Consider the following 12664-nt stretch of genomic DNA (forward strand, 5'->3'; position numbering starts at 1 on the left):
ACTTATTGACCAATGACTAACGAAATTCAGTCCATTTTTAACCGTATTGCTCCAGTTTATGACCAGTTGAACGATTGGTTGAGTCTGGGACAGCATCGAATCTGGAAGGAAATGGCAGTAAAATGGAGTGCAGCTAAACCAGGAGATACTGCATTAGATTTGTGTTGCGGTAGTGGTGATTTAGCTTTACGTTTGGCACGGCGTATCGGAGCAACAGGACAGGTGTATGGAGTGGATTTTTCCCCAAACCTGCTAGAAAAGGCTAAAGAACGCTCACATTCGCAGTACCCGCAACCTGCTATCAGCTGGGTAGAAGCTGATGTCCTCAATTTACCCTTTGACGACAACCAATTTGATGCCGCAACAATGGGCTATGGTTTAAGAAATGTTAAAGATATTCCCCGCAGTCTCCAAGAGTTATACCGGGTTTTGAAGCCGGGAGCTAAAGCCGCAATTTTAGACTTTCATCGACCGAGTAATCCTCAGCTACGCGCCTTTCAACAGTGGTATCTAGACGGTTTTGTGGTACCAGTTGCCAATTATTTAGGCTTAAAAGAAGAATATGCTTACATCAGTCCCAGCTTAGATCGCTTTCCCATCGGTAAAGAGCAAATAGAGTTAGCTCATCAAGTTGGTTTTGCAGTTGCCACACACTACCCCATTGCGAACGGTATGATGGGAGTGCTAGTGCTTAGTAAGTTAGGAGTTATTAGTTAAAAGTTATGAATTATGAGTAGTGATAAATTCTCATTGAAAATTTATCATTCCTAACTCTTAACTCTTGTACAGACGCGATTAATCGCGTCTCTACTGTTAACTCCTAACTCCTAACTTTAAATTCCTAACTTTTTTAATTCTTCCCTTGGACTGGTCTCATCTTTGGCTTTATGTGTCTCCCCCGGTACTGGGTGGAATTATTGGCTATTTCACAAATGATATAGCCATCAAAATGTTGTTCCGTCCTTACCGAGCAATTTATATCGGTGGACGAAGAGTACCCTTCACCCCTGGATTGATTCCCCGCAACCAGGAACGTCTGGCTTTGAATATTTCTAAGACAATCATGGGGTCACTTTTGACACCGCAAGAATTGCAAAATTTGGCGCGGCGTTTGTTGCAAACAGAACGCGTGCAATCAGCAATTCTTTGGTTGTTGCGGTTAGCAATTGAACAAATCAAAACAGATAAAAACGAGAAAAGTGCCAAAATTGTAGCGGGAATTTTGCGGGATTTACTAGGGGAATCTTTGCCACGATTACTTAAGGTTTTAGCGCGGCGTGAAGATTTTTTAGAAGCGCAGATCAATCAAATTTTTGACCAGATATTGCTAGAATTTCAACTGAGTGAAGAACAAGCTACACGGCTTGCTGATTGGTTGTTGCAAGTAGTTTTACCGCCGGATCTTTTACGCCAAACGATAGTTGATTTTTTGACAGATCGCACGATTCAAATTATCGATGAAGGCTTCCGCGAAAAAACCAGTGGAACTTATTGGGTAGTAGCAAATTTGTTTGGCTTACGTAATACTCTTACACGGTTACGAACTTTTTGTTTGGATGAAAAAGAGGTTGCTAATACTCGCTTGCAGGAATTGACTCAAGATTTGCAAATGCGCGATCGCATTCGGAAATTACTGCAAAATTTATCATTACAAAATTTGCCAATGGGTACGGTTCGTCAACTCCGAAAAACCACCCGCGAAAGTGTCCGCCATTACCTGCAAAATAGTGGCAGCGATTTTTTACAAGGATTAACTGATTCTGTTGATTGGGAAAATATTGCTGTAGTCTTGCTGAATCGTGTTAGTACTTCACCAGTTGTCAGTACTTCTTTAGAAGTCATGAGTCAAGAATTAGCTCTAATTTTAGAGAAGTATTTGGAAAAAGATTTAGAAGCAATTGTGTCGCAAGCAATTCCGATTTTGTCAATAGATCAAGTGATAGTCGATCGTGTCAAATCAACTTCACCTGCTGATTTAGAAGCTGCAATTGAGGGAATTGTCAAAAATGAATTGCAGGCGATTGTAACTTTAGGTGGTGTTTTAGGTTTTGTTGTTGGGTTATTCCAAACAGCGTTTTTAGTTTTAAGTCAATATTAATTTGTCTGTAAATTTGTATTACATTAGAGTTGCAAGTTCTGCCGATTTTGAAATGAGTGAAATTGAGCGATCGCTTAACTCAAAATCTGCGTCAAATCCAGCACAAATCCAGGCAATACATCCTCTCCTGATAAGCTAGTAGGCGATTGCAAAACCTCAATATCCTGTCCTGGACGGTAAATTTCTACCTGTTGGTTTTGCGAATCGATCAGCCATCCTAAACGCACACCGTTGTCAATGTATTCCTGCATTTTTTCTTGCACTGTCTTTAAGCTGTCTGAAGCAGAGCGTAATTCTACCGCCAAATCTGGAGCGAGTGGTAGGAATTTGTCGGGGTCTGGATTCAGGGCTTCTAATCGCTCTCGGCTGACCCAAGATGCATCTGGAGAGCGATTTGCACCATTGGGGAGTTTAAAACCCGTTGAAGAGTCAAAAGTTAAACCTGTGCCATCAGCGTCAGCCCAATTACCTAAGCGCTGTGTCAATCTACTATTTCGATTTCCACTTTCCCATCCAGTTGGTGGCATGATAATTAATTCTCCCTCTGCTGTGCGCTCAAGTCGCAAATCTCGATTATTCTGACACAGTTGGAAGAACTGCTCATCTGTTAGTTCAATGGTGGGGCTAAGGTTCAGAATCAGGGCAGTCATAATTGCCTCTTAATCTTGCTAACTGTAGCGTAGCACTTGGTTGACATACTAGGTTATCTATTTATCGAGATGAGGTTTTAGCTCAGTATATAAATTGGAATAAATTTTATAAAAGAGTAAAATCAATTTTTATCAATCACCGCAAGGTGTGCAGATAGTTCATCTTCTTCATGGTTCGGTGTACAGTTCTGGTAAACGGTGAGTCAGCATCGGTGAGATGGTCACAAACCAACCAGCAGGGATGCAATAACCTGCATACTCAATATCTTTAAGGACGCCACGATTATAGGCATACACTGGCGGATACAGCCTTTCTGCTTCTTTGAGGACGTTGGTTAAATCTGGAAGTTGTTTGAGATGGGACAGGTTAAGGGGATTATTTCCCACAACTGCTAATTGTTCTTTACGCAGTTGCTCTCGCCATTCTGGATGATTACCTAATTCAAAAATTACCCAACTCAGCAAAGAGGCTGTCGTCTCATGTCCAGCAAATAGTAATAATAGTGCCTCGTTGATTATCTGTGCTTCGCTCAACTTATTGCCGTCTTCATCAACAGCTACTAGCAGCAATCCTAAAACATCTTTTGATTCTTCTAAGTTACCTTGCTCGATACGCTGTGCGATTTCTTGACGCAAGAAAGCTACTAACTTACCCCTAGCATTTTGACCGCGACCATATAAAGTAAAAGGGACATTCAATTTGAATATCGCCATACTGCTCTCTAGCAGTTGTGTAAACCACTGACTAGTTTGCTCAACTTCGCTCTTGTTCTGACTTCCCAAAAACAGGCGAGTCGCAACCATTAGGGTAAGCTGACGGAAACTAGAATTTAAGGAAATCGTTCCCCGTCCCCAATCTTTGAGGAAGTCTTGCACGATGTTTTGGATGGTGTCGAAATATGTAGCGATCGCTTTGCCGTGAAATGCTGGATACATTAAACGACGAGTTAGGCGATGTTCTTCCCCATCTTGTAATAAGATATTATTGCCAAATGTTGATTCTAAGAAATACCACCCAATCCGCGACGACATATTTTCCGCCTGTTCCACCAGCACCAGCCGATTAGCATCAGGGCCAATTAAATAAGCACGTTTACGCCCCATGAGGCTCGTTTTAAAAACTGAACCATGCTGCTGGAATTTTCGCCATAGATACAGTTCTAAATTCCGAAATATTTCTAAAGTCTCCCCCAAGATGGGCAAGCCATAACTACCAGGCATTTCCTCGGCTGATTTTAGCTGCCGCATATTTGAGTACCTCCAGCAGTAATTAGCTACAGTTTAATTGTAAAGCGCAGTTAGGCTTTGCAAATCCAAATTACCAATTTTGGTAGAGTTTTTCTGCGTAGAACATAATCTCTTCATTTGGCAATCTGATTTTTGGTTTTTGTCGAGGATACAAACTTTCAACTGCACCTGTATCCTGTTCAATAACTGTGGCTGCTGCTTGTAAAACTGAATGTTTAAACAGAAATTTCATCACAGGATTGACGATTTTGGCATACATCAAAATAAACGTCTTGGTAATTTTTTCTGTTTTCGGGTAGAGAATATGAATTTGAGCAATATCACCAATAGGGGTTTTAGCCAACAAAGCTGTAGTTGAAGGAAAAGCGTATTCGAGTGTGTTAGCAAGCGTTTTCGGGAAGATTCCCAAAATAGGATTTTTGATAATTTCTCCTAGCGTGTTGTTGGCTCTTGTCAGTTCTTGTTTGACTGTGGAATAGTATCCTTTGTCTTCAAAATTACTTACATTACAAATGGACGAACTAATACTATCGAGCATTTGATCGGCTAACTTCGGCTACTCCATAGACAAGTTATACAGTTAACTTGAGAACACCAAATTTCGAGTTCAGCACACCAAACTCCGAGTTGAGAACACCAAACTTCGAGTTCGGAACACCAAATTCTGAGTTCAGCACACCAAACTACTAGCTCAAAACACAAAACTTCAAGAACAGAACATCAAAAATACAAGCTAAATCAACGAAACCTTTGCTATATCCGAATTATGAATTCCGCGCAGCGCTACTAGTCTTCAACTTAGGATAAGCAATGCGTTTGTGATGAAATTGCTGCCAAACATCCACAAATATCTGGGCAATTTGTGACATCTCTTCCCGTTTTAGTCCTGAATCTACGAGTTGATTGTCTTGCCACTTGGCACGCAGGATATTATTGAGCATTGCTAAAGCTTGTTCTGTGGAGACATCTTTAACCGATCGCTTTTCTCCCCCAGATTTAGCCGATGCTTGCAGCGATCGCAGCGCTGCTTCGCAAGAATCTGCTAACATGACAATTCCGGTTTCCCGTGATTGGGGAATTGGGCCATCGTAACGAAAGTCTGCGTCGTCTACAGTTAAACTTGGATCTGACTGAGCCATTTGCTGGGCTTGGTGATGGAAATAAGCAATCAGCATCGTTCCCTGATGCTCTGGAATAAAAGCTTGAATCGCCGTAGGTAAAAGGTGTTTACGCGCCATTACCAACCCTTCACTTACGTGCTTTTTGATAATTTCTGCACTCTTCCAAGGATCTTTAATCTCTGTATCGTGTTTATTCGGCCCCCCCATTTGATTTTCAATAAAGCCAAGAGGGTCGTGCATTTTGCCAATATCGTGATATAATGTACCAGCCCTGACTAGTTCAACATTGCATCCTAATTCTTTTGCAGCAGCTTCAGCAAGGGTAGCTACAAGCAGCGTATGTTGAAAAGTTCCCGGAGTTTCAGTAGCAAGTCGTTTTAATAAAGGGCGGTTAGGGTTCGCCAGTTCTGCTAGGCGAATTGGGGTAACTAAATCAAAAACTTTTTCTAGATAAGGACTCAAACCCAAGGCGATAACACTCCAGCCTAAGCCGGATAAAGCAAATAATCCCGCTTCTTGGAAGACAATATACCAAGTTGAACCAAATATTTGACCAATTAAGATTTTAACAAACAGGTAAATGCCACCTTGAGTTAAGGCGATCGCAACGCCTAATAATGCCAATTCTTCACGCGATCGCAATCGGTGGGCAATATAACTACCTAATATTCCTCCTCCGACACCAGCTAAAAGCGCAGCCTTGCTCATATCCAAACTAATGCCTAATATCGGCCACAGCAGGCCGACAACTGTCAACCCCAAGGTGGGGCCGTAAAAGCTTCCTAACAATAAACCAAGGGCGCTCCAGGTGGTATAGGGCAATCCGATGACGATTACTCCTGGCACACTTAGAGTTAGCAATAATACTAATAGGCGATCGCGTTGTCGCAATTCGTAATCAATATGGCGTTCTACCCAGACAAAAATACCAATAGCGATCGCAATAATGCCTCCTAACTTCACCAACTCCTGCCACTTTACCTCCCGGCGAATCAGGCGATAATGCTCCAGCACCTCAAAGTCCCATGCAGTAATCTGCGCTCCTCTTTTGACAATCACCTCACCATGCCGTACCTTCACCATCACAGGTGGCACAACAGCCGCAGCCTTTTGAGCGTTTTGTCTAGTTTGTTCTTCATCTTTTTGCAGATTCGGCTTGAGTACAGCTAACAACAGATTCTTTGCCAAAGTTTCAGCAGATTCTGGTACAAAGGTCTGTAATTGTAAACTCACCGCATCCTGTAAGATATTTTTTGGTAGTCCCTGTGGAATCCCTTGGGTGAGAATCCGTTCTGTACTCTGATGGATTCCCCATTGTGTTTTTTCCCATTCCACATCTGACAAATCTAAAAGTAGAGATTCCTCGTATACTGCTTCTGCACCAACAGTCTCTAACTGTAGAAGTTTGGCAGTGGCTTGGGTATATCTTTGGCGTGTTTGAGAAATTTTGCCAATTAGTAAAGACAAGTTTTTCTCAGAAGTTGTGAGACGGTAAGATTCTAGTTCTGCTACTCCTTGAGTAAAATCAGTGTTTTGAGAAAAATCTACTGGCTCTGTCTTCTTTGAACTCTGGGAATCAGATTTGGATGTGATGCGCGGCTGGCGTTTCTGATTGGATGAAGCGGTAGTTTGTCCGATTCCCTTCTTCTGCTGATTGTTACTATTTTCTACAGCCGATAGCAGTGCTTGCCATTCCAAGTCAGGACAAGAGCGGAGGTAACGTTGGCTAGAAATGGATAAAACTACAGGATCGAAAAAAGGAAAAGCTCCAGCAACAGCGCGAATTTCGTTGCCATCATCTAGAAGTTGTTGCAAATTTTCGTTAATTTTTTCGTTGATTCGCGCATCAAGCATCAACACCTGTAAGGAGCTTGTGCTGACGGCTTTGCGCTCGGCTTCAGTTTTTTTCCGATCTTCGATGCTAGCTGTGTAAGGCGCTGTAATCGTTTGGGGCGCGGGATGTCCTACTTGGAGTTGAGTCTGATTGTATAATTTATGACCAATAATACCTGTAAGGGACACTACAGCGATCGCCAAAATCACCGAGTAACGCTGTTTATATGCCCAATCTAAACCGACTGTACAAATACTACTCTTAATCTTGACAGATTTTGCCTTTGACCTTAGCGCTCTTTCTTGTTTTCGGCGTTCGCTTTTCTCATTGGTTTTTGATAAAAACAGGAATACATTCTTGAGCATAGTCCTTAGAAGTTCCCTTCTATGGGTTTTACCTTTGGGACTTCTTATTAACTTTCCTTTACGGCGTAGTGTTTTGTACTGTCGCCGCCAGTGAGTCAATTGCTGGTTCAAGAACTGCAAAAATTGATGCATTTTCATTATCTCTACCTGCAATTGCCGACTTTGATAGCTCAAAAAAGACAATCATCAGGAAAGTTCGATCTGCGGCTGCAACTTGGTAGCGGGGGCTTTTTTATTGCTGATTTACCACAATAGCTAGCTACAAAATCAGTCCGAGGGTTTACTGAAAAATTCTAGTATATGAGATTAATACACGGTGGCGGAAGTTTACCTACTTTTAACCCCTTATCTGGTTAATTTAAGATTAACGCGACCGAATAACGCGAGGAGCTGCGTAAACTGAAAGCAAAGCCACCTCACATCCCTCCTCTGTTAACTCTTTTGGGTTTAAGGTAAGATTATACACTCCTGACCACACCCCCACAAATGCATCGGTCAATTCTAACACTTGGGAAAAGCTAGTTAATCCCCATACTGGAGAATTCCTCTGCAAGAGCAATTGCCAATTTACGGGAATTCCACCTATCCCGTTATATGCTCCCGACAAAGCACCAGTAATTGCACCTGTAGCCTGTGAATTTAGAAGCGTAGCACCTTGCAGTTGATAATTGTGATTGTGAGTAGCCTGTAAAACTGTCAGGCGAAAGTCTTCTAAGGTACTCAAAAAGCAGTAAAATGCCATAGCAATACTGTTACTGAGTTTTTCTTCCTTAGCAAACTCGGCTTGGGCTGTTGATAATCCAGCCCCTTGCTCTAATAAAGTCTGGACTCTTAATAATTTTTTTGGTATTGATGTCGGTGTTTCTGCGATAAAAGAAATTGTTTGTGGGATAAGAGTTAGAGGGTCAAGTTTTTCAGTTAGGGCAAGAGCGATCGCATATCCTACTGCTAGTGTTCCATCCCTGATTACTGGGTCATCCTCCCAGATTTTCAGCACACGCAGCAAGTTTTGTCGGAGCTTAATCGGATTTTCGTGAAAAAAAAGTGCTACTGGTAATGTGGCAATAATTATTTTTATCGAGATGTCATCAGTTGGGACTAAATGAGGAGATTCTTCTTGCTGACGCTCTATCCAATCATCTAAATCTAATCTACCCAAGGCAATCAAACTCTGGATACCCAGAATTGCTACTCTGCCTAAATCTGGGTAACTCTCAAACTGTACTTTACCACTAGGAGCTAAACTTCCTCCCAGGAATGCCCCAAGTAAAGTTCCTTTAAACCGACTTATAGGAGAGTAACGCATAAATTATGTAGTTAAAAGTGAGGAGTTAATGAAATATTACTAATTCCTAACTTTACTACCAACTCCTAACTCCTAACTCCTAACTCCTAACTCTTAAATGTTCTATCAAAGCTTGTAAGCCCAATAAGTAACTTTGAACGCCAAAACCACTTATTTGCCCGATCGCAACTGGGGCGATATAAGAATGATGGCGAAATTCTTCCCGGCGGTAAATATTACTCAGATGTACTTCCACTGTGGGCAAGTTAACAGCAGCGATCGCATCTCGCAAGGCCACACTTGTATGGGTGTACGCTCCTGCATTAATCAGAATTCCCTGATGTTGCCCTAACGCGCCATGAATAGTATCTACCAAAATTCCTTCGTGATTTGACTGCAAAGGAAAAACTTTCGCCTGTAATTTGAATGCTTCTTCTTCTAACAGGCGGTTAATTTCAGCTAGTGTCAGCGAACCATAAATTCCTGGTTCTCGCTGTCCTAACAAATTTAAGTTTGGCCCGTGCAGTGCCAGAATACTTAAGGATTGCAACGTCGAGTTTACCACTGTGGGGTTAGTGGCGGCGTCGAGAGCGATCGTTCACAGGAATCGGAATCAGTTCCGGTTCCGGTTCAGCCTCTGGCCCTAATAGGCTTTCAATTAACCTACGAGCTAATTCCTTAAGCTTTTCCAGCACCTTTTCTATATAGTCCATGAACTGACCGCTCCTGAGATACTACCTCAATTTTTGATTAACAGGTACGCAGAAAAAACATACTTTCGCACCTCTGACTTCCAATCGGGCTGATACACAATCCCGCATTTAGGCCCGCATTTGGGACATAAGCCACTTCTAAAATTTAGTGTTGTGTTTTCCCTTACTTTTTAGAGTATCACACCTGAACCTAATGAACTGTATCCTATCAAGGATGGATATCAAGGGTCAAGAGTTAAAAATCGGACTTTAGATAGACTATTGAGTAAGAATTTTAGATTTTAGATTTTGGATTAAGAGAATTTTGAGATTCATGCCTTGCCCGTTATGGGCGAAATAAATCTAAAAGACACGCCTTTGTCGCTAACGCTACGGTAGCGTAAATCTAAAATCCAAAATTGTTTGACTTAGCACTAGCCTTCTGTACTTTTTTTCTTTGCAGCGGTTGTTGATGATTTCGCAGTTGACTTAGATTTGGAAGTCGTTGATTTACTCGTTTTGCGAGTCGATTTTCCGGTCGATGTCTTAGCTGCCAACAAGTTCAGCGCCGCCGCCAGGGTTACATCTTCTACCGTTTGACCTTCTGGAATACTGACATTAGTTTTGCCATGCTTGATGTAAGGGCCATAGGGACCATCGTAGATGTTAATTGTTTCTCCATCTTCTGGATGCGTACCCAATTCGCGTAAAGCTGCCTTTGACTTGCTGTTGGTGGAACTGCGCCCCTTTTTTGGTTCGGATAACAGTTCTAATGCACGTTCTAGGTTAATTGTCAAGACATTATCAGTAGCTTTCAGGGAGCGGTAGTCTTTCCCCTCCTTACCCTGGTCATGAACCACATAAGGGCCAAAGCGTCCCAAACTTGCTTGAATTTTGCCGCCAGTAACTGGATGAACTCCTAATGTCCGGGGTAGTGCCAATAGACCAACAGCCATTTCCAGGGTAACGGTTTCTGGGGTAACACCTTTAGGTAGGGAGGCTTGTTTCGGTTTGGGGTTTTCGTCGGTTTTGTCACCCAATTGCACATAAGGCCCGTAAGCACCAATTTTCACATAAATCGGTTCGCCAGTTTCGGGATGACGGCCTACCTGGTCAGGGCCTGTGATTTTTTGCCGCAGCAATACTTCTACCTGTTTGGGGTCGAGGTCGGCTGGTGTCAAGTCTTTGGGAATTGAGGCAGTGATCACCCCCTCACCGTTTTCGACTTCAATGTAAGGGCCATATTTCCCAATGCGGACTTTGGCATCTAAATTTTCAAGTTCTACAGTCCTAGCTTTGGTGGCATCAATCTGACTTTCCTGCTCTTTTACCAGCGTTTCCAGTCCTTTGTCTCCCAGATAGAATTGCTGCAAGTAGGGTAGCCATTTCGCTTCACCTGTGGCAATATCATCGAGAGTTTGCTCCATCTTCGAGGTAAAACTGGGATCGACAACATCCGGGAAATGTTTTTCCAGCAAGTCGGTGACTGCAAAAGCGGTGAAGGTAGGAATAAGAGCGTTACTTACTAAATGGGCATAACCTTTGTCGATGATGGTGCCAATGATGCTGGCGTAAGTACTGGGACGACCGATACCTTCGCTTTCTAAGGTTTTCACTAAAGTTGCTTCGGTGTATCTAGCTGGCGGTTGGGTTTCGTGTCCAACTGCTTCCAGTTCTGTACAATCGGGGCGATCGCCCACTTTCAGATTTGGTAAAATAACTTCCTGGTCTTCCAGTGCTGCTTCTGGGTCGTCTGAACCTTCAACGTAGGCACGTAAGTATCCGGGAAATTCAATCCGTTTGCCAGAAGAACGGAATCCAGCATCCTCGACTTGCAATTGCACGGTAATTTGAGTTTGCCGGGAATCAGCCATTTGACAAGCAACAGTCCGCTTCCAAATCAAATCGTAAACGGCAAGTTCTCGACCGCCCAAACCAGTTTCTTGGGGGGTGCGGAAGGTGCTACCCGCTGGACGAATTGCTTCGTGCGCCTCTTGTGCGCCTTTGGATTTGGTGGTGTATTGCCGGGGTTGGGGACTGAGGTATTGTTGACCGTAGAGCTTTTCTACACAACTGCGAGCAGCTGCGATCGCTTGGTCTGACAAATGCACCGAATCTGTCCGCATATAGGTAATATACCCTTGCTCGTACAAATTCTGGGCAACCCGCATTGTGTCACGGGCTGAGAGACGCAGTTTCCGGTTAGATTCTTGTTGCAACGTCGAAGTGGTGAACGGTGGCGACGGTTTGCGCGTGACTGGGCGTTCTTCGATGTCGTTAACATTCCAGGTTTTCCCAGTTAGGCGTTCCTTGAGGGCTACCGCTTGTTCAACGTTTAGCAACAAGACATTACGACCTGCGGTAATTTGTCCGGTTGCGGCATCAAAATCGCTGCCGTTAGCAATTTTGGTTCCTCCCAGTGTTACCAACTGGGCAGCAAAGGGGGTTTTTTCCTTTGACAAACTAGCTTTCAAATCCCAGTATGTACCCTCATGGAAAGCGCGGCGTTGGCGTTCCCTAGTAACTAAAAGCCTCACAGCTACAGATTGTACCCGCCCAGCAGATAATCCCCAGGCGATTTTTTTCCATAGCAGGGGAGACAGGGTATAGCCCACCAGTCGATCTAAAATTCGCCGCGTTTCTTGGGCGCGAACCAACTGCTCATCAATATTGCGGCAGTCTTTCAGAGCTTTTTTGATCGCCTCTTGGGTAATTTCGTGAAACACCATCCGCTTAGTCGGAACTTTCGGCTTCAGTAGTTGGTATAAATGCCAACTAATGCTTTCACCTTCCCGGTCTTCGTCCGTTGCCAGAATCAGTTCATCTACATCCTTGAGGGCATCTTTGAGCTGGGTAACAATTTTCTTTTTGTCTTTCGGGACAACATATACCGGTTCAAAGTCGGCGTCCACATTTACCCCTAGCTGTGCCCATGATTCCCCTTTAACGGCAGCGGGAATTTCACTAGCCGACTGGGGTAGGTCACGCACATGACCCATAGACGCCTCCACCCGATAGCCTGCTGGCAGGTAGTTGCGAATGGTACGAGCTTTGGTTGGAGATTCGACGATGACGAGAGTTGACATGGAAATTTCAATAAAAAGAAGAGCTACTAAGCTAAACAGTCAAATTGAGGTAACTTTTACAAATTGTCAAGATAAATGGTCACGCTTAGGGCGGTGATTTAATCCTCACATAAACTGCCTGCTTGGGAGAAAATCCGCTGAACTTAATGCCCAGTCTGTCCCAGAGGATAAATGAGGATACGCTGGGTGTGAATTTCCAGCTATTTCAATCTTTAACTTATCTAACGCATAATTGGCGACTACAGTTTTCAAAATATTCTTTAATTGGGAAATTGGGCATGGGGC

The 12664-nt window shown here is 43.3% G+C and carries 10 protein-coding genes; 2 read left to right on the forward strand and 8 right to left on the reverse strand.

Annotation, left to right across the window (positions count from 1 at the left end; genetic code table 11):
• Positions 1 to 12: 12 nt before the first annotated feature.
• Entirely contained in the window at positions 13 to 717 is a 705-nt protein-coding gene (gene ubiE / locus RMZ95_RS05790; protein WP_322672887.1) for a bifunctional demethylmenaquinone methyltransferase/2-methoxy-6-polyprenyl-1,4-benzoquinol methylase UbiE, read from the forward strand.
• A 145-nt stretch (positions 718 to 862) separates the two neighbouring features.
• Entirely contained in the window at positions 863 to 2098 is a 1236-nt protein-coding gene (locus RMZ95_RS05795) for a DUF445 domain-containing protein (RefSeq protein WP_322672888.1), read from the forward strand.
• A 74-nt stretch (positions 2099 to 2172) separates the two neighbouring features.
• Here the strand turns inward: RMZ95_RS05795 and RMZ95_RS05800 are convergent, their stop codons facing one another.
• The 8 genes from RMZ95_RS05800 to topA form a co-directional block, all read right to left on the reverse strand.
• Entirely contained in the window at positions 2173 to 2748 is a 576-nt protein-coding gene (locus tag RMZ95_RS05800) for a Uma2 family endonuclease (RefSeq protein WP_322684985.1), read from the reverse strand.
• A gap of 168 nt (positions 2749 to 2916) precedes the next feature.
• Positions 2917 to 3996 (reverse strand): cytochrome P450, encoded by a 1080-nt coding sequence (locus RMZ95_RS05805; protein WP_322684984.1) that lies wholly within the window; start codon positions 3994 to 3996, stop codon positions 2917 to 2919.
• Between the two features lie 70 nt (positions 3997 to 4066).
• Positions 4067 to 4534, reverse strand: coding sequence for a hypothetical protein (locus RMZ95_RS05810; protein WP_322684983.1), 468 nt, complete (start codon positions 4532 to 4534; stop codon positions 4067 to 4069).
• 226 nt (positions 4535 to 4760) lie between these two features.
• A complete protein-coding gene (locus tag RMZ95_RS05815) occupies positions 4761 to 7454 on the reverse strand; it encodes an HD family phosphohydrolase (protein WP_322684982.1) in 2694 nt (897 codons plus the stop codon).
• 226 nt (positions 7455 to 7680) lie between these two features.
• Entirely contained in the window at positions 7681 to 8622 is a 942-nt protein-coding gene (locus tag RMZ95_RS05820) for an ADP-ribosylglycohydrolase family protein (protein ID WP_322684981.1), read from the reverse strand.
• 79 nt (positions 8623 to 8701) lie between these two features.
• Positions 8702 to 9151, reverse strand: a complete 450-nt coding sequence (gene aroQ, locus RMZ95_RS05825) for a type II 3-dehydroquinate dehydratase (RefSeq protein WP_322685008.1) — start codon at positions 9149 to 9151, stop codon at positions 8702 to 8704.
• Between the two features lie 22 nt (positions 9152 to 9173).
• Positions 9174 to 9314: a hypothetical protein gene (locus tag RMZ95_RS05830; protein WP_012410890.1), complete on the reverse strand. Its 141-nt coding sequence runs from the start codon at positions 9312 to 9314 to the stop codon at positions 9174 to 9176.
• Positions 9315 to 9727: 413 nt separating this feature from the next.
• Entirely contained in the window at positions 9728 to 12379 is a 2652-nt protein-coding gene (gene topA / locus RMZ95_RS05835) for a type I DNA topoisomerase (RefSeq protein WP_322684980.1), read from the reverse strand.
• Positions 12380 to 12664: the final 285 nt, after the last annotated feature.

It is taken from the genome of Nostoc sp. DedQUE07, assembly GCF_034530975.2.
Classification (GTDB): Bacteria; Cyanobacteriota; Cyanobacteriia; order Cyanobacteriales; family Nostocaceae; genus Nostoc.

Coding starts and splice junctions, on each gene's coding strand:
- ubiE (WP_322672887.1), top strand. CDS start 13: ATGACTAACGAAATTCAGTCCATTTTTAACCGTATTGCTCCAGTTTAT.
- RMZ95_RS05800 (WP_322684985.1), bottom strand. CDS start 2,748: ATGACTGCCCTGATTCTGAACCTTAGCCCCACCATTGAACTAACAGAT.
- RMZ95_RS05805 (WP_322684984.1), bottom strand. CDS start 3,996: ATGCGGCAGCTAAAATCAGCCGAGGAAATGCCTGGTAGTTATGGCTTG.
- RMZ95_RS05810 (WP_322684983.1), bottom strand. CDS start 4,534: ATGCTCGATAGTATTAGTTCGTCCATTTGTAATGTAAGTAATTTTGAA.
- RMZ95_RS05815 (WP_322684982.1), bottom strand. CDS start 7,454: ATGAAAATGCATCAATTTTTGCAGTTCTTGAACCAGCAATTGACTCAC.
- RMZ95_RS05820 (WP_322684981.1), bottom strand. CDS start 8,622: ATGCGTTACTCTCCTATAAGTCGGTTTAAAGGAACTTTACTTGGGGCA.
- RMZ95_RS05830 (WP_012410890.1), bottom strand. CDS start 9,314: ATGGACTATATAGAAAAGGTGCTGGAAAAGCTTAAGGAATTAGCTCGT.
- topA (WP_322684980.1), bottom strand. CDS start 12,379: ATGTCAACTCTCGTCATCGTCGAATCTCCAACCAAAGCTCGTACCATT.